This is a genomic window from Streptomyces sp. NRRL WC-3549 (genome assembly GCF_000721935.1).
GTDB lineage: Bacteria > Actinomycetota > Actinomycetes > Streptomycetales > Streptomycetaceae > Streptomyces.
The window spans coordinates 150,090-166,714 of sequence record NZ_KL585395.1; the positions used below are offsets into that span (position 1 = coordinate 150,090).

10 protein-coding genes and 2 pseudogenes are annotated in these 16,625 nt (G+C 73.1%); 9 read left to right on the plus strand and 3 right to left on the minus strand.

What is annotated here, in order from left to right; all coding sequences use genetic code 11:
* Position 1: 1 nt before the first annotated feature.
* Both IH13_RS0113540 and IH13_RS0113545 read left to right on the plus strand, forming a co-directional pair.
* Entirely contained in the window at positions 2 to 433 is a 432-nt protein-coding gene (locus IH13_RS0113540) for a nitroreductase family deazaflavin-dependent oxidoreductase (RefSeq protein ID WP_082317597.1), read from the plus strand.
* Between the two features lie 148 nt (positions 434 to 581).
* Positions 582 to 1,037 carry a tellurite resistance TerB family protein gene (locus IH13_RS0113545; RefSeq protein WP_031084172.1) on the plus strand — a complete coding sequence of 152 codons (456 nt, stop codon included), beginning with the start codon at positions 582 to 584 and terminating at the stop codon, positions 1,035 to 1,037.
* A 188-nt stretch (positions 1,038 to 1,225) separates the two neighbouring features.
* Here the strand turns inward: IH13_RS0113545 and IH13_RS0113550 are convergent, their stop codons facing one another.
* Positions 1,226 to 2,290 carry a PucR family transcriptional regulator gene (locus IH13_RS0113550; RefSeq protein WP_031084175.1) on the minus strand — a complete coding sequence of 355 codons (1,065 nt, stop codon included), beginning with the start codon at positions 2,288 to 2,290 and terminating at the stop codon, positions 1,226 to 1,228.
* Positions 2,291 to 2,600: 310 nt separating this feature from the next.
* Here IH13_RS0113550 and IH13_RS0113555 point away from each other — a divergent pair, with 310 nt between their 5' ends.
* The 4 genes and pseudogenes from IH13_RS0113555 to IH13_RS0113570 all read left to right on the plus strand — a co-directional run bounded on the left by IH13_RS0113555 (position 2,601) and on the right by IH13_RS0113570 (position 12,531).
* Positions 2,601 to 3,239 carry a hypothetical protein gene (locus IH13_RS0113555; RefSeq protein WP_031084177.1) on the plus strand — a complete coding sequence of 213 codons (639 nt, stop codon included), beginning with the start codon at positions 2,601 to 2,603 and terminating at the stop codon, positions 3,237 to 3,239.
* Positions 3,240 to 3,353: 114 nt separating this feature from the next.
* Entirely contained in the window at positions 3,354 to 5,486 is a 2,133-nt protein-coding gene (locus tag IH13_RS0113560; RefSeq protein WP_031084178.1) for a flotillin family protein, read from the plus strand.
* Positions 5,487 to 5,682: 196 nt separating this feature from the next.
* Positions 5,683 to 10,513, plus strand: a pseudogene (locus IH13_RS37380) (DNA repair ATPase).
* Positions 10,514 to 10,533: 20 nt separating this feature from the next.
* Positions 10,534 to 12,531, plus strand: a complete 1,998-nt coding sequence (locus IH13_RS0113570; RefSeq protein ID WP_031084180.1) for an NAD(P)-binding protein — start codon at positions 10,534 to 10,536, stop codon at positions 12,529 to 12,531.
* 83 nt (positions 12,532 to 12,614) lie between these two features.
* On the opposite strand, the gene trpS is transcribed toward IH13_RS0113570, so the two are convergent.
* The gene (trpS, locus tag IH13_RS0113575; RefSeq protein WP_031084182.1) at positions 12,615 to 13,673 is read right to left on the minus strand and encodes a tryptophan--tRNA ligase; all 1,059 of its coding nucleotides are present in this window, start codon (positions 13,671 to 13,673) and stop codon (positions 12,615 to 12,617) included.
* Positions 13,674 to 14,000: 327 nt separating this feature from the next.
* Positions 14,001 to 14,108 (minus strand): annotated as a pseudogene (locus tag IH13_RS46070) (DUF6126 family protein); the annotation flags it as partial.
* A gap of 141 nt (positions 14,109 to 14,249) precedes the next feature.
* Between IH13_RS46070 and IH13_RS0113580 the strand changes: the two are divergent.
* The 3 genes from IH13_RS0113580 to IH13_RS0113590 all read left to right on the plus strand — a co-directional run.
* The gene (locus IH13_RS0113580; RefSeq protein WP_031084184.1) at positions 14,250 to 15,344 is read left to right on the plus strand and encodes an LLM class flavin-dependent oxidoreductase; all 1,095 of its coding nucleotides are present in this window, start codon (positions 14,250 to 14,252) and stop codon (positions 15,342 to 15,344) included.
* A gap of 5 nt (positions 15,345 to 15,349) precedes the next feature.
* Positions 15,350 to 16,009 (plus strand): FMN reductase, encoded by a 660-nt coding sequence (locus IH13_RS0113585; protein ID WP_031084186.1) that lies wholly within the window; start codon positions 15,350 to 15,352, stop codon positions 16,007 to 16,009.
* Between the two features lie 166 nt (positions 16,010 to 16,175).
* A partial coding sequence (locus IH13_RS0113590) for a universal stress protein (protein ID WP_063837439.1) occupies positions 16,176 to 16,625 on the plus strand: 450 nt, incomplete at its 3' end.

Here is a 16,625-nt window from a genome sequence, read left to right on the forward strand (position 1 = left end):
CCTGCCGGTCCACCTGTTCCGCATGGGGCTCGGGCCGGTCTTCCGGGGCCGTCTCCTGCTGCTTGTCCACACCGGGCGCCTCACGGGCGAGCCCCGCCGCACCCCCCTCGAAGTCGTCGCGACCGGGCGGGTGGACGGGCGCAGGGCCTGGACCGTGGCCTCCGGTGCCGGGGAGCGGGCCCACTGGTACCGCGACCTCCAGGAGTCACCGCAGGCCGTGGTGCAGGCCGGACGCGGCTACCACGCGGTGTCCGCCCGCTTCCTCCCGGCCGAGGAGGGCGGGGCGCTGATGGCCGGATACGCCGACCGGCACCCCCGGACGGCACGCAGGCTCTGCGCTTCCACGGGCTTCACCGTCGACGGCGGCGCCGAGGGGTACCGGCGGGCGGGGGCCTCGATCCCGTTCGTCGCCCTGGTGGAGGAGCACTCCTGAGGACCGCTTCCGGGACCTCTCCCGACGGACTCCGGCCTCTGCGCCCCGGATGTCCGGACGGCCCGCCCGGCAACTTCTACACGGCTGTAGAGTTTCCCTGGCTCACGCCACCCACCGCACGACACATCACGCACCGTATGGAGACGTCATGGCCCTTTGGGATCGGATCAAGGAATCCGCGTCGACGATGCAGCAGCAGCTGGAGGCGAAGAAGAACGACCTGAAGAGCGGGGCGTTCCGGGACGCGAGCATGGCCGTCTGCGCCCTGGTCGCCGCCGCCGACGGTTCCGTCGACCCGTCCGAGCGGCAGCGTGTCGCCGACCTGATCTCCGCCAACGACGTCCTGCGCAACTTCCCGGCCGACGACCTCCAGCGCCGCTTCAACGCCTACGTGGACCAGCTGACCGCCGACTTCGCCTTCGGCAAGGTCAGTGTGCTCCAGGAGATCGCCAAGGCGAAGAAGAAGCCCGCCGAGGCGCGTGCCGTCATCCAGATCGGCATCGTCATCGGGGGCGCCGACGGCGACTTCGACGCGCAGGAGCGCGCCGTCGTGCGCGAGGCGTGCTTCGCGCTCGACCTGCCGCCGCACGAGTTCGACCTGTAGGCCCTTCGGGCCTCCGCGGTTCCGTACGCCCGCCTCCGCCCCGTCAACGGCTGCCGGGGCCGGCGTACCCCCGTGCGCCGGACGATCACGACGGGCCCACCCACCCGTTCGCGTCCGGCAGGCCGGGGGTGCCGACTCCCCTGCGCGCCCCCGGCCGATCCCCGGCCGCCCGTCCCGCCCGGGCCCGCTCAGAGCTCCTTCGCCGGCCAGTCCAGCAGCCGGGCGCCGATCACCGCCGTCTGCAGCGAGTAGCGGTGCATCGGATCGGACGGGTCGGACCCCGTCAGCTGGTGGATGCGTTCCAGCCGGTACGTCAGCGCCCGCACGCTCAACGCCAGCCGGCGGGCCGTCTCGGCGGCGACACAGCCCGCGTCGAAGTACACGGACAACGTCTCCAGCAAGGGTTCCGCGCCGCCCCTCGCCTGCTGGAGCGGCCCCAGCTCGCTGCGCACCAGGTCGGCCATCGCCTGGCGGTCGCGGGTCAGCACCGGGTAGACCATCAGGTCGGCGGCGTACAGCACCGGGTCGTCCAGCCCCATCCGCTCCGCCAGGTCCAGCGCTTCGAGCGCCTCGTCGTACGAGTGGACGACACCGCCCGGACCGCGGTGCGGGCGTCCGACCGCGACCTGGCCGCCGTCCGTCGCCGCGTGCGACTGCTTGGCGAAGTACCGCAGGACGTCCGGCTGGTTGCCCGGAGCGATGCAGACGAGGCGCCCGTCCTTCGTGGTGAGCAGGATCTTCCGGCCGCTGAACCGGGCCAGCAGGGCCGACTCCACCGTGCGCGGCACCATGTCGCTCTCGCTGTACGCCTCCGGTCCGGCGGCCACCGCGACGGCGTGCGCCCGGGAGAGCCGCAGTCCGAAGCGGGTGGCGCGCTCCGCGAGGCGCCCCAGGTCGCTGCGCCCGTACAGCAGGTCGTCGATGAACTCCCGGCGCGCCGCCTCCTCGCGCCGTACCGTCAGCCGCTGGGCCCGTTCGAAGCCCTCCGCGAAGGCGTCGACCGCCTGTTCCACGGCGGCCAGTACGGCGTCGGTGGCCGCCCCTTTCACGGCGCCGGGCCAGGATTCCCGGGTCTGAGCAAGGTGGAGCCGCACCAGGGCCCGCAACTGGTGGCCGGCCTCGGCGGACTCGCGGCCCAGGGCGCGCCGGGTCTCCAGTTCGTCCCGGGTGAGCCTGCGGCCGGTCTCGGCGACCTCGCCCAGAATCCGGGCATAGCCCTCCAGGAACCTGTCCGGGATCTCCGGTTCCGCCACGGCCCACTTCTCCTTGTATGTAACAGCTGTGTCATTGCGGCAACGCCCGTGAAGGCATGCCGTTGCCCGGCAACGGGGGCCCTACAAGTTTGCCGGATCCCGGCAATGCGCGGGAGCGCCTCCGGATGACACGATCGGTTCAGCAACACACGGGGGAATCACGGGGGTTACGGGGGAAATACGGGGGGGGAACACCCGGCTGCCGCGGAGCCGTCTGCACGGTTTCGCGGCACCGGGCCCCTCCCCACCCGTCACCGGCCGGCCTCCCGCTTCGTACGAGGGCGTGCCAACGCCGCAGGGGGTGGACCGGATGAACGAATTCCTTTCCGCAGCACTCGCCTTTCCGGCCGTCCTCTTCGGTGCCGCCCTGGTCGTCGTCGTCTGCTTCTGGCTGCTCGTACTCGCCGGAGCGGCCGGGCCCGACTCCTTCGACACCGATCTCGACGCCGACACGGTCGGTCTCGGTGGCGCACCGGTCTCGGTCTCGCTGTCGCTGCTCGTCCTCGTCTCCTGGTTCGTCGGTCTGACGGGGTCCGTCCTGGTGCTCCGCAGCGGTACGACCGGCACCCCGCGCGCCCTGCTCCACGTCTGTGTGCTGGTGGGCGCGCTACTCGTCGCCTGGGGAGTGGTCCGCATGGTCCTGCGCCGATTCCGCCGGTACTTCCCCGCGGAACCTCCTCCATCCCGGCAGGACTTCGTGGGGCAGGTCTGCACGATCCGTACGGGCACGGTCAGCGCCGACTTCGGGCAGGCGGAGGTCGCGGCGGCCGACGGATCGACCGCGATCGTGCAGGTGCGGCAGCTGACACCGCCCGCCACGCCGGACGAGGCGTTCACCGCGGGCAGCGCGGGTCTCCTCTACGCGTACGACGCCGAGGGCGAGTTCTTCTGGGTCTCGCCGTACGACGCCGCGCTCGCCCCACGCGCCGTGCCACGCGACGCGGGCTGACGCCCCGCCCGCCGTCCGCACCGGCCCGCCGTGCCGGTACCAGGCCCCCGCATGCCCTGACGCGGCATGCCGCTCACCACTTCCGCTTCGTCCCACCAGCCGTCAAGGACTGACATGGATGCCATCTCCTTGGGCATCGGCGTGCTGATCGCCGTTGTCCTGCTCATCGTCATCGCCCTGGTCTTCGTGATCACCCGGCTCTTCCGCAAGGTCGAACAGGGCAAGGCGCTGATCATCTCCAAGACCAAGAAGGTCGACGTCACCTTCACCGGTGCGGTCGTCCTGCCGGTGCTCCACAAGGCCGAGACCATGGACATCTCGGTGAAGACGATCGAGATCCGCCGCACCGGACGTGAGGGGCTGATCTGCCAGGACAACATCCGCGCGGACATCCACATCACGTTCTTCGTGCGGGTGAACAAGACCGTCGAGGACGTCATCAAGGTCGCCCAGTCCATCGGCACCGAGCGGGCGAGCGACAAGATCGCCATCCAGGAGTTCTTCGTCGCGAAGTTCTCGGAGGCGGTCAAGACGGTCGGCAAGCAGCTCGACTTCGTCGACCTCTACACCAAGCGCGAGGAGTTCCGGGACCGGATCATCCGGGTCATCGGGACCGACCTGAACGGCTACCACCTCGACGACGCCGCGATCGACTTCCTGGAGCAGACGCCGATGGCCCAGCTCGACGGGGCCAACATCCTGGACGCGCAGGGCATCCGGAAGATCACCGAACTGACGGCGATCGAGCACGTGCGGACCAACGAGTTCCAGCGCACCGAGCAGAAGGAGATCACCCGGCAGGACGTCGACGCCCGGGAGACCATCCTGGAGCTGGAGCGCCGGCAGGCCGAGGCGGAGATCAAGCAGCGCCGCGAGGTCGAGACGCTGCGGGCCCGCGAGGAGGCCGCCACCGCCCGGGTGCAGGAGGAGGAGCGGCTCGGTTCGCAGGGGGCGTTCATCCGTACCGAGGAGCAGCTCGGTATCCAGCGGGAGAACCAGGCCCGGGAGATCGCCGTCGCCCAGAAGAACCGCGAGCGGGTCATCGCCGTGGAGAACGAGCGCATCGAGAAGGACCGGATGCTGGAGGTCATCGGGCGCGAGCGCGAGACCGAGCTGAACCGGATCGCCGCGACCAAGGAGGTCGAGGCCGAACGCCGTGAGGTCGCCGACGTCATCCGGGAGCGGATCGCGGTGGACCGTACGGTCGCCGAGCAGGAGGAGTCGATCCGCACCCTGCGGGCCGTCGAGGAGTCGGAGCGCACCCGCAAGTCCGTGATCATCGCGGCCGAGGCGGAGGCGCAGGAGAAGCTGGTCAAGGACATCAAGGCGGCGGAGGCCGCGGAGGCCGCCGCGACGCACCTGGCGGCCGAGCAGCTGACGCTCGCCGAGGCCCGGCTGAAGACCGCCGACCTCGACGCCCAGGCGAAGCTGCGGCTGGCGGAGGGCGTCCAGGCGGAGTCCGCGGCGGCGGGGCTGGCGGAGGTCCAGGTCCGGGACGCGGCGGCCGACGTCACCGAGAAGGCCGGTCTCGCGGAGGCGCAGGCGACCGAGGCCCGGCTCAGGGCCGAGGCGGAGGGCGCGCGCCTCAAGGCGCTGGCGACCGCGGAGGGCACGCAGGCCCAGGCGGCCGCCGACGCGGCGGTGATCGGCGAGAGGCTGAAGGCCGAGGCGGCGGGGCTCACGGAGAAGGCCGCCGCGATGGCGGCGCTGGACGAGGCCTCGCGCGGGCACGAGGAGTACCGGCTGCGGCTGGCCGCGGAGAAGGAGATCCGGCTGGCGGAGTTCGACGTGCAGCGGCAGGTGGCCGAGGCGCAGGCGACGATCCTGGCGACGGGGCTGGAGAACGCGGACATCGACATCGTCGGCGGGGACTCGGTCTTCTTCGACCGGCTGGTCTCGTCGATCTCGCTGGGCCGCAGTGTGGACGGGTTCGTGAACAACTCCAAGACCGCGCAGACACTGGCCGGGCCGTGGCTGGACGGCAGCTCGTCCTTCACGGACGACCTGACCCGGGTGCTGGGGTCCTTCTCCACGGGGGACGTGCAGAACCTGACGGTGTCGGCGCTGCTGACGCAGCTGATGCGCGGGACGTCGGGGGCGGCCACCGGGCAGGTACGGCAGTTGCTGGCCGCGGCGGAGGAGCTGGGACTGGCGGGGAGGACGGTGTCGTCGCTGGCGGGTGGCGGCGGCACGGCCGTCGCCGCGCAGCCGTCCGAGAACGGGGCCGCCGCCGCAGGGGTGGCGTAACCGGAAACCGTCCCGGGGGGGCGGCCCCCGGGCGGGGATTCCCTCCTCGGGGTGCCGGACGGGCCGGACATACGGGCCCCGGGCCCCGAGCCCCGGGGCCCGGCCCCGGGGGCCCGGGGGCCCGCCCGCGTGGCAGGGGCCGGGCCGCCGGTGAGCAGAGAGCGCGCAGTCGAACCATCCGTAGGGAGCCGTACGCATGGACCGTGACACCGAGACCACACTCACCGACGGCGGTGCCTACGACGTGCTGCGGCGGCGGCTCGGGGCGCAGGCCGACGAGCTCGTCCGGCGGGCCGAAGCGCTCAACGCGCGGCGGACCGAGGAGTTCGGGTCGACCGGGCTGCGGCTGCTGGCCACCGAACAGGTGCACACCGAGCGGGCCTCGCTGGCACGGGACCTGGTGGCGGTCGGCGACCGGCTGCTGTTCGGCTTCGAGCGGGGGCCCGGGGTCGGCGGGGAGACCGGGGTCGGCGACGTCCTCGTCCTGCGGGAAGCCGGCCTGGAGGAGGTGACGGGCGAAGGGCCCCTGGCCGACGAGGCGTTCGTCCGGGAGTTCGCCGGACTGCACCGCTACTTCCGCGACGCCCGGCTGCTGCGCCTGCGCCGGGTCAACGGCCGGCTGATCGCCGTGTTCCGTACCGGGGAGAGCGCCGAGGACGTCCGTGTGCTGCGCTGGGCGCTGGGCCCGGACGGGACGCCCGGGGAGTTCCTGGACGCCCGGGGCGAGAAGGACCACGTGTTCCCGCCGTCGCACGACTTCGACTGGGCCCCGGCGGGGCGGGACGCCCACCGGCCCGGCCGGCACCCGCACATCGCGGTGGCCGACGGCACGCTCTTCGTCGACACCCTGGGCGGCACGCTCACCGTCAAGACCGAGGACGACACCGAGACCCCCGACGGGATCTACGAGGAGCCCGTCGACGAGCCCCTGCAGTCCCTGGCGGACGCCGACGTCGAGTACGCCCGGGCGGGGCCGCTGATCCTGCTGCGGGTGCGCCCGTACAAGGAGGAGGCCTGGCGCCACCTGGTCTTCAACACGCTGCTGGGCCGCGTCCAGCGGCTCGACGCGATCGGACCGTCGTGCCACCGGCTCCCCGAGGACCAGGGGATCATCTTCCCCGGCGGCTACTACCTCACCACCGGCGCCGCCAAGACGTTCGACACCGCCGAGGAGATCTCCGACCCGGTCTTCGAGGGCGCGGTCCGCTCCCCCAACGGGGAGGACGTGCTGTACGTCTTCCGGTCCCGCGACGAGAGCCGCACCCTGCTCCTGCCGTACAACCTGATCCGGCAGGAGGTCGCCACCCCGCTGCTCGGCCGCGGGCACGCGCTGCTGGACGACGGCACCCTCGTCCTGCTGAAGGGGGGCGAGGACGGGCCCGCCCGCGTCCACCCCCTGCAGCGCTGGCAGACCCCGTACGTCTCCGACACCTACGCCGCCGCACACCCCGCCGGGGCGGGCCCGCTCGCCCGGACGGGCAACGCCGACCTGGTGCGCGGAATCTCCGACTGCCTCGCCCTGGCGCACGGCGTACGCGACATGACGCCGACCGCCGCCGTGTACGCCCGGCTCGTCGCCGACTGCGCACGGGCCGGCGACCGCTACCACTGGCTCACCGACCCCGACCTGGGCCTGCTCGCCGAGCCGCTGGCGGAGATCGGGGAGACCGCGGGCCAGGTGCTCGCCGAGTTCGAGACGGTGCAGGAGCTGACCCGGCAGGCCGCCGACGCCCTCGACGGGACGGCCGCCCGGCTCACCGCCCTGGTCCGCCGCATCCGGGGCGAGGCCCCGAGCTCGGCCGCCGCCTGGGTCGGCCGGCTCACCGAACTGCGCCGCGTCCACGGGCACCTGGCGACCCTCGGCGAGATGCGGTACGCCGACACCGGGCGCATCGCCGAGCTGTCCGCCGAGGCGGAGGCCGACCTGGAGTCGGCCGCCCGGCGGGCCGTCGCCTTCCTCTCCCGTGACGACGCCTTCACCGGCTACCACGAGGAGCTCGCCGCCCTCACCACCACCGCCGGGGAGCTCGCCGCGGTCGCCGACGCCTCGCGGGTGGGCGACCGGCTGACGGAGATCACCGAGGGGCTGGCGACCGTCACGGACGTGGTGACCGGGCTCGACATCGGGGACGCCACCGTCCGCACGTCGATCCTGGAGCGCATCGCCGGGGTGCTGGGCGACGCCAACCGGGCCCGCGCCACCCTCGACGCCCGCCGCCGTGAGCTGCTGTCGCAGGAGGGGCGGGCCGAGTTCGCCGCCGAGTTCGCGCTGCTCGGCCAGGCCGTCACCGGGGCGCTGGCCGCCGCCGACTCCCCCGAGGCCTGCGACGAGCAACTGGCCCGGCTGCTGCTCCAGCTGGAGAACCTGGAGTCGCGGTTCGCGGAGTCCGACGACTTCCTCGGCCGGCTGGGCGAGCGCAGAACCGAGGTCTACGAGGCGTTCTCGGCCCGTCGGCAGACCCTCCAGGACGCCCGCGCCCGGCGGGCCGAGCGGCTCGCGGACTCGGCCGCCCGGGTCCTGGAGACGGTCACCCGGCGCCTGGCCGCGCTGGAGGACCTGGACGCCGTCCACACGTACTTCGCGTCCGACCCGATGGTCGCCAAGGTCCGGCGCACCGCCGAGGAGCTGCGCGAGCTGGGCGACCCGGTGCGCGCCGAGGAGCTCGACGGGCGGCTGAAGGCGGCCCGTCAGGAGGCCGGGCGGGCGCTGCGGGACCGCGGTGAGCTGTACGCGGACGGCGGCGCGGTGCTCAAGCTGGGCCGCCACCGGTTCGCGGTGAACACCCAGCCCTTCGACCTGACCCTGGTCCCGCAGGGGGACCGGCTCGCCTTCGCGCTGACCGGCACCGACTACCGGGCCCCGGTCACCGACCCGGAGTTCGCGGCGACCCGGCCGTACTGGGACCGGCTGCTGCCCTCGGAGTCGGGGGACGTCTACCGCGCCGAGTACCTGGCCGCCCGGCTGCTGGACGAGCACGGCGCCGACGCCCTGGCGGGCGCGCCGGACCTGGCCGCGCTCGTCCGGGAGGCGGCAGCGGCGGCGTACGACGAGGGCTACCAGCGGGGCGTCCACGACGAGGACGCCACCGCGATCCTGACCGTGCTGCTGCGGCTGCACGCCGGGGCCGGGCTGCTGCGGTTCGGACCCGCCGTGCGCGCCGCGGCACAGCTGTTCTGGGCGCACGGGGCCGACGAGGCCCTGCGGGCGTCCTGGTCGCGCCGGGCCCTGTCGCTGGCGCGGGCCCGCGACACCTTCGGGCTCGCCCCGGCCGTCGCCGTCCTCCAGGAGGAGTGGGCGGCGGTGATGGGGGCGGGACAGGCCGCCGCCGGGTACCTCTTCGAGGAGCTGACGAGCGGGCCGGCCGGGTTCGTCACGAGCGCCGCCACCCGTATGTTCCTGGAGAAGTTCCGCCGGGCCACCGGCACCTCGGCGTACGACGACGACCTGGCGGCGCTCCAGGACGACCTGCCGGCCCGCCGCCAGCTGGTCGAGGGCTGGCTCGGCGCGTACGCCGCCGCCTCCGGCACCGACGTGGACCCCGGGGACCTGGCGGAGGCCGCGGCCGTGGAGCTCTGTCCGGACCTGGAGCGGTACGACTGCGACGCCCCGCTCACCGCCACGGTGGACGGGCTGCTGGGCGACCACCCCCGTGCGGACCGGGGGACGCTGTCGGTCCGGCTGGACGAATTCCTCGCCCGTACCGCTGCGTTCAGGGCCGAGTCCGTGCCCGGATTCCGCGCGTACCAGCGGCTGCGCACCGCACTGGCTCCGGCCGCGTGTCATGTCGGCGTTCGTCCGCAACCAGCTCCTGGACGAGGTGTACCTGCCGCTGATCGGGGACAGCCTCGCCAAGCAGCTCGGCACGGCGGACGCGGACCGGCGCACCGACTCGCAGGGCCTGCTGCTGCTCGTCTCCCCGCCGGGCTACGGCAAGACGACGCTCATGGAGTACGTCGCCGACCGGCTCGGCATGGTCCTGGTGAAGGTCAGCGGCCCGAACCTCGGCCACGACGTGACGTCCCTGGACCCGGCGCAGGCACGCGGCGCGACCGCCCGCCGCGAGGTCGAGAAGATCAACTTCGCGCTGGAGTCCGGCAACAACACCCTGCTCTACCTGGACGACATCCAGCACACCTCCCCCGAGCTGCTCCAGAAGTTCATCCCGCTCTGCGACGCCACCCGCCGTGTCGAGGGGGTCCTGGACGGCGAGCCGCGCAGCTACGACCTGCGGGGCAAACGGTTCGCGGTGGTGATGGCGGGCAACCCGTACACCGAGTCCGGGGAGCGGTTCCGGATTCCGGACATGCTCGCCAACCGGGCCGACGTGTGGAACCTCGGTGAGGTACTGAGCGGCCGGGAGGACGTCTTCGCGCTGAGCTTCGTCGAGAACGCGCTGACCGCCAACCCGGTCCTCGCCCCGCTCGCGGGCCGCTCCCGCGCCGACCTGGCGCTGCTCGTGCGTATGGCGTCCGGTTCCGGGGCCCACGCCGACCAGTTGGAGCACGCGTACGCGCCGGCCGAGCTGGAGCGGATCGTGGCGGTCCTGCGCCACCTGCTCACCGCCCGGGAGACGGTCCTCGCGGTGAACGCGGCGTACATCGCCTCGGCGGCCCGGACCGACGCGACACGGACGGAGCCGCCGTTCCGGCTGCAGGGCTCGTACCGCAACATGAACAAGATCGCCGAGCGGATCGTGCCCGTCATGAACGAGGCCGAGCTGTCCGCCGTCATCGACGACCACTACGCGGGCGAGGCCCAGACCCTGACCTCGGGCGCCGAGGCCAACCTGCTGAAGCTGGCCGCGCTGCGCGGCACGCTCACCGGGCGGCAGGCCGAGCGCTGGGCGGAGGTCACCGCCGCCTACGTCCGTACGCAGGCGCTCGGCGGCCCGGACGGCGACCCCGTCACCCGGGCGGTCGCGGCCCTCGGGCTGCTCGCGGACCGCATCTCGGCGGTGGAGACGGCCATCCACCGGGCGGCCGACCCGCGCCGCCTCCTGGGCGGCCCCGGACCGGTCCACGACTGACAGGAGAGGGGTCAGCAGGCATGCTGGGTTTCGTGCCCCCACTTCCTCATCAGTCCCAACACCCCGCGGCCCACGGCCACATGCTCGTCTGCGGCGACGACGCGCTCGCCCGGCGGCTCGCCGTGGAGCTGCGGTACGTCTACGGCGAGCGGGTCACGCTGCTGCTCCCCCCGGGCCGCGACACCACCCGTCCCGAGCTTCCGCTCACCCAGCGGGCCCGGGCAGCCGCCCTGTTCGGCCGGATGTCGGCGGCGATGAACCGCAACGGCGCGGCGGGCGGCACCGGGAGCGGCGACACCAACGCCGGGGTCGAGGCCGTGCGCATCATGGAGGCCCACGAGCCCTCCGACGAGGTGCTGGAGGAGGCCGGGGTCGAGCGGGCCGCCGCCCTCGCGCTGGTCTACGACGACGACGAGCTCAACATCCGGGCAGCCCTGACGGCCCGCCGGCTCAATCCGCGCCTGCGGCTGGTCATCCGGCTCTACAACCGCAAGCTGGGCCAGCACCTGGAGACCCTGCTCGACCAGGCGGCGGCGCTCGCCATGCCCGGCGTGGACCCGGACGTGCTGGACGCCTCCACCACCGTGCTGTCCGACGCCGACACCGCCGCCCCCGCGCTCGCCGCCACGGCGGTGACCGGCAGCAGCAAGGTCGTCCAGGCCGAGGGCCTCCTCCTGCGCGCCGCCGAGCGCACCCCGCCCCGGCAGGGCGAGCTCGCCGACCCGGGGCTGTGCACGCTGGCCCTGCTCTCCTCCACCACCCACGACCCGGCCGGCTCCGAGGGTTCCGACAGCAACGGCGACGACGGACCCCAACTCCTGCCCGACCAGGCGACGGTGGACGCCGCCACCGGACGCGGCACGGTGGTCCTGGAGGCCATCAGCCACGCCGGGCCGGACCGGGTCGCGGTACGCATGGGCGGCCGGGGCGCGCCGCTGAGCCACATCTTCTCGCGCCGGCTGCGCTGGTCGGCCCTGGGCGTCGCGGCCGCCGCCGTGGCCCTCGCCGTCGCCTCCGTCATCACCACCGGCGACAGCCCGCTGCACGCCTCCTACCTCACGCTGCTCGACCTGCTGGCGATGGGCGACCCGGCGGAGGACGGGCCGCCGCCGCGCCAGATCATCCAGCTGCTCTCCGGGATGGCCGGACTCCTCCTGCTGCCGCTGCTGGTCGCCGCCGTGCTGGAGGCGTTCGGTTCGCTGCGCCACGCGTCCTCGCTGCGCCGGCCGCCGCGCGGCCTGTCCGGACACGTGGTGCTGCTCGGCCTCGGCAAGATCGGCACCCGCGTGCTGGTGCGGCTGCGGGAACTGGAGATCCCCGTGGTGGTGGTCGAGGAGGACCCGGAGGCGCGCGGCATCCCGCTGGCGCGCAGCATGCACGTGCCGACGGTCATCGGTGACGTCACCCAGGAAGGTGTCCTGGAGGCGGCGAAGATCCGCCGGGCACGCGCCCTGCTCGCCCTGACCAGCATCGACACCACGAACCTCGAAGCCACGCTGTACGCCCGCTCGGTCAAACCGGACCTCCAGGTGGCCCTGCGGCTGTACGACGACGAGTTCGCCACCGCCGTCTTCCGCACCCTGCGCACCGCCCACCCGCAGGCCGTGACCCGGTCCCGCTCGGTGTCCCACCTGGCCGCGCCGTCGTTCGCCGTCGCCATGATGGGCCGGCAGATCCTCGGCGCGGTCCCGGTCGAACGCAAGGTGATGCTGTTCGCCGCCCTGGAGGTGGGCGGCCACCCGCAGCTGCTGGGCCGCACCGTCGAGCAGGCGTTCCGGGCCGGTGCCTGGCGGGTCCTGGCGCTGGACGCCACCCCGCCGGCCGACCGCCTCCCGGACCTGGCCGCCGTACCGCCGTACGACCCGGACGCGCCGGAGGCGGTGGGCCGGCCGTCCGGACTGGTCTGGAACCTGCACCCGGGGTACGTGCTGCGCCCGGAGGACCGGGTGGTGATCGCCGCGACCCGGCGCGGCCTGGCCGAACTGCTGCGCCGGCAGCGGGCGACGACCGTGCGGTAGGCGGGGCGGTCCGGTCGGTGGGCCGGCCCCGGCGGTGCACCGGGGCCGGCGGCGCGCCGGGGCCTACGGACGGAGCCCCTACGTCACCGGAACATGCCCATGGCCTGCCGCACCTCGTCCAGGGTCGCCTCGGCCACGGCGTTCGCGCGCTCGTTGCCGGCGCGCAGGATGTCCCGTACCTGGCCCATGTCCTTCGCGTACTCGGCCCGCCGGGCCCGGATCGGCGCCATCGTCGCGTTGACCGCCTCCGTCACCGTCCGCTTCAGCGCGGCGGCGCCGCCGTCCCCGATCTCCTCGGCGACGGCGTGCGGGTCGCGGCCGAGGCAGAGCGCGGCCAGCAGCACCAGGCTCGACACCCCGGGGCGGGTCTCGGGGTCGTAGGTGATGTGCCGGTCGGCGTCGGTGGTGGCGCCCTTGATCAGCCGCGCGGTCTCGTCCTCGCTCGCGCCCAGGGCCACGGAGTTGTTGCGGCTCTTGCTCATCTTGGTGCCGTCGGTGCCGAGCAGCAGGGGCGCGGCGGAGAGCAGCGCGTCGGGCTCCGGGAAGACGGTCCCGTACCGCTCGTTGAAGCGGCGGGCGACGGTGCGGGTGATCTCCAGGTGCGGCAGCTGGTCCTGTCCCACGGGGACGAGGTCGCCCTTGCAGAAGAGGATGTCGGCGGCCTGGTGCACCGGGTAGGTGTACATGAGCCCGCTGACGGCGGCCTGCCGGGAGTGGGCGATCTCGTCCTTCACGGTGGGGTTGCGGCCCAGTTCGGCGACGGAGACCAGCGAGAGGAACGGCAGCAGCAGCTGGTTGAGGGCCGGTACGGCGCTGTGGTTGAAGACCGTCGTCCGGGCGGGGTCGATCCCGATCGCCAGGTAGTCCAGCAGCAGGCCCTCGACGTGCTCGTTCAGCCGCTCGGCGACGTCCCGGTCGGTGAGGACCTGGTAGTCGGCGATGAGGACGAAGACGTCCGCACCGAGGTCCTGGAGCCGCACCCGGTTGTGCAGGGTCCCGAAATAGTGCCCGAGGTGCAGGGCCCCGGTGGGACGGTCGCCGGTGAGGACCCGGAAGCGTCCGGGGTCCTGGGCGATCTGCTGCTCCAGCTCGGCGCTGCGGCGCACGGCGGGGTTCACGGGCTGGTCGGCGACGGCGGTCATGGGGGCTCTCCTCGCGGGTGATGGGTGCGTGGAGGACGGCCCGCCCGGGACCCCGGGCAACGAAGAAGGGCCGTCCGATGTCGAACGGCCCTGGTTCCGTGCAGATGGGGTGGCCGCTCCTAGGAGGAGCGCCACCAGTTGCGGCACGGTACGGAGGTCATGGGGTGAGTGTACCGGCCACGGGGCCCCTCGGGCAGGGGGGCGCGTACGTGATCCCGCCCGCGTCGCGCGAGCGGCGGGTGGGGGGGCGATCCTGGAGGAGGTGCGCTCACCGGGCGCCCGCGGAGACGTGTGGCCGCGCATCCGCCTCGTACGGGCGCGGCCGCCCACGTGGAACAGCGGCGTGGCGAAGCCGGCGAACAGGTGCGCCGCGAAGACGTGGACGAAGACGCGCGGCAGGACGCCGCGCCCCCTCCGGTGTTCGCTCCCGCCCATCGGCGCTGCTCGCTCCGTCCGGCGTACGCCCCTCCCGCCGGGGAGCCGGGAATAGGTGCCGGGGGCGCCCCGTTGTAGGGTGTGTTCGATAGTTCAACGTTCAATCAAATGCTTCAGAGAGTTCAGACGGAGGCGGGCGCCATGCAGTTCGGGATCTTCACCGTCGGGGACGTCACCACCGACCCCACGACCGGCAGGACACCGACCGAGAACGAGCGGATCAAGGCGACCCTCGCGATCGCCCAGAAGGCCGAGGAAGTGGGCCTGGACGTCTTCGCGACCGGTGAGCACCACAACCCGCCGTTCGTCCCGTCCTCGCCGACCACGACCCTCGGTTACATCGCGGCCCGCACCGAGAACCTCATCCTCTCGACCTCGACGACCCTGATCACCACCAACGACCCGGTGAAGATCGCCGAGGACTACGCCACGCTCCAGCACCTCGCCGACGGCCGCGTCGACCTGATGACGGGCCGCGGCAACACCGGCCCGGTCTACCCCTGGTTCGGCAAGGACATCCGCCAGGGCATCCCGCTCGCGATCGAGAACTACGCCCTGCTGCACAAGCTGTGGCGCGAGGACGTCGTCGACTGGGAAGGCAAGTTCCGCACCCCGCTGCAGTCCTTCACGGCGACCCCGCGCCCGCTGGACGGCGTCCCGCCGTTCGTCTGGCACGGCTCCATCCGCTCCCCGGAGATCGCCGAGCAGGCCGCGTACTACGGGGACGGCTTCTTCCACAACAACATCTTCTGGCCCATGGAACACACGAAGAAGATGGTCGGCCTCTACCGGCGCCGTTACGCCCACTACGGCCACGGCACCGCCGAGCAGGCCGTCGTCGGTCTCGGTGGCCAGGTGTTCATGCGGAAGAACTCGCAGGACGCCGTCAAGGAGTTCCGCCCGTACTTCGACAACGCGCCGGTCTACGGACACGGGCCCTCCCTGGAGGAATTCACCCGTGAGACCCCGCTCACCGTCGGCTCCCCGCAGGAGGTCATCGAGCGCACCCTGACCTTCCGGGACGCCGTCGGCGACTACCAGCGCCAGCTGTTCCTGATGGACCACGCGGGGCTCCCGCTCAAGACGGTCCTGGAGCAGCTCGACATCCTCGGCGAGGAGGTCGTCCCCGTGCTGCGCAAGGAGTTCGCCGCCCTGCGCCCGGCCGGTGTGCCGGACGCCCCCGTCCACCCCGCGGTCGCCGCGGCCCGCGCCGCCGCCGCCCCGAAGGAGGTCTGAGCACCGTGTCCGCCACCACCCCGCTGAGGATCGTGGCCGTCTCGGCCGGACTGAGCAGCCCCTCCTCCACGCGCCTGCTGGCCGACCGGCTCGCCGAGGCCACCCGTGAACGGCTGGCCGCCGACCAGGACCGCGCCGTCGAGGTACAGGTCGTCGAGCTGCGCGACCTGGCCGTGTCCATCGCCAACCACCTGGTCACCGGCTTCCCGCCGGCCGACCTGCGGGACGCGATCGACGCGGTGACCGGGGCGGACGGCCTGATCGCCGTGTCGCCCGTCTTCACGGCCTCCTACAGCGGCCTGTTCAAGTCCTTCTTCGACCTGGTCGAGAACACCGCGCTCACCGGCAAGCCCGTCCTGATCGCGGCGACCGGCGGCACCCCCCGGCACTCCCTGGTCCTGGACCACGCGATGCGCCCGCTCTTCGCCTACCTGCGGGCGGTCACGCTGCCGACCTCGGTGTACGCGGCGTCCGAGGACTGGGGGGCCCAGGGCGACGAGTACACCGACGGCCTCCCGTCCCGCATCCGCCGCGCGGGTGGCGAACTCGCCTCCGCCGTCACCGGCCGCACCGTCTCCGGGGCGTCCCGGGCGGCCACGCTCGACGACGGCGAGGACGCGGTCGTGCCGTTCGAACAGCAGCTCGCCGAGCTGCGGGTGAGCTGACACCGGGCGGCTCGGAACAGCCCTGCGAGGCAGCCCTGCGAGGCACAGGGGGACAGAGCGACGCAAGGGTCCTACGGGCCCTTTGCGCCCGGTTTGACGCGTGTTATTACGGATACACGCAAGGTGGGGTACGTGCCGTACGTGCTCCGAGGAGCTGGAGGCGGACATGGGCAGGATCGTCGTCGGTGTGGACGGCTCGGACCAGTCGATCAAGGCGCTGCGCTGGGCAGTACGCCAGGCGGAGCTGACCGGAAGCACGATCGAGGCGGTCAACAGCTGGGAGTACCCCGCGACCAGCTGGGCGTCCATGATGCCGGGTCTGCCGGAGGACTTCGACCCGCAGGCCGTGGCCACCGTGGCGCTCAACGAGGCGCTGGAGGAGGCCCTGGGCGCCGAGGGCGCGGCGCGGGTGGAGAAGGTCGTCGTAATCGGCAACGCCGCACTGACCCTGGTGGAGCGCTCCAAGGGTGCCGACCTGCTGGTCGTCGGCGCGCGCGGGTACAGCGGCTTCAAGGCGACCCTGCTCGGCTCGGTCAGCCTCCACGTCACCCAGCACGCGATCTGCCCGGTCACCGTGGTCCACTGCTGTCTCTTATACACATCTCTGAGCGGGCTG

Bases quoted from the DNA above. Each gene is read 5' to 3' on its own strand.
- IH13_RS0113545 (WP_031084172.1), top strand. From the start codon at position 582: ATGGCCCTTTGGGATCGGATCAAGGAATCCGCGTCGACGATGCAGCAG.
- IH13_RS0113555 (WP_031084177.1), top strand. From the start codon at position 2,601: ATGAACGAATTCCTTTCCGCAGCACTCGCCTTTCCGGCCGTCCTCTTC.
- IH13_RS0113560 (WP_031084178.1), top strand. From the start codon at position 3,354: ATGGATGCCATCTCCTTGGGCATCGGCGTGCTGATCGCCGTTGTCCTG.
- IH13_RS0113570 (WP_031084180.1), top strand. From the start codon at position 10,534: ATGCTGGGTTTCGTGCCCCCACTTCCTCATCAGTCCCAACACCCCGCG.
- trpS (WP_031084182.1), bottom strand. From the start codon at position 13,673: ATGACCGCCGTCGCCGACCAGCCCGTGAACCCCGCCGTGCGCCGCAGC.
- IH13_RS0113580 (WP_031084184.1), top strand. From the start codon at position 14,250: ATGCAGTTCGGGATCTTCACCGTCGGGGACGTCACCACCGACCCCACG.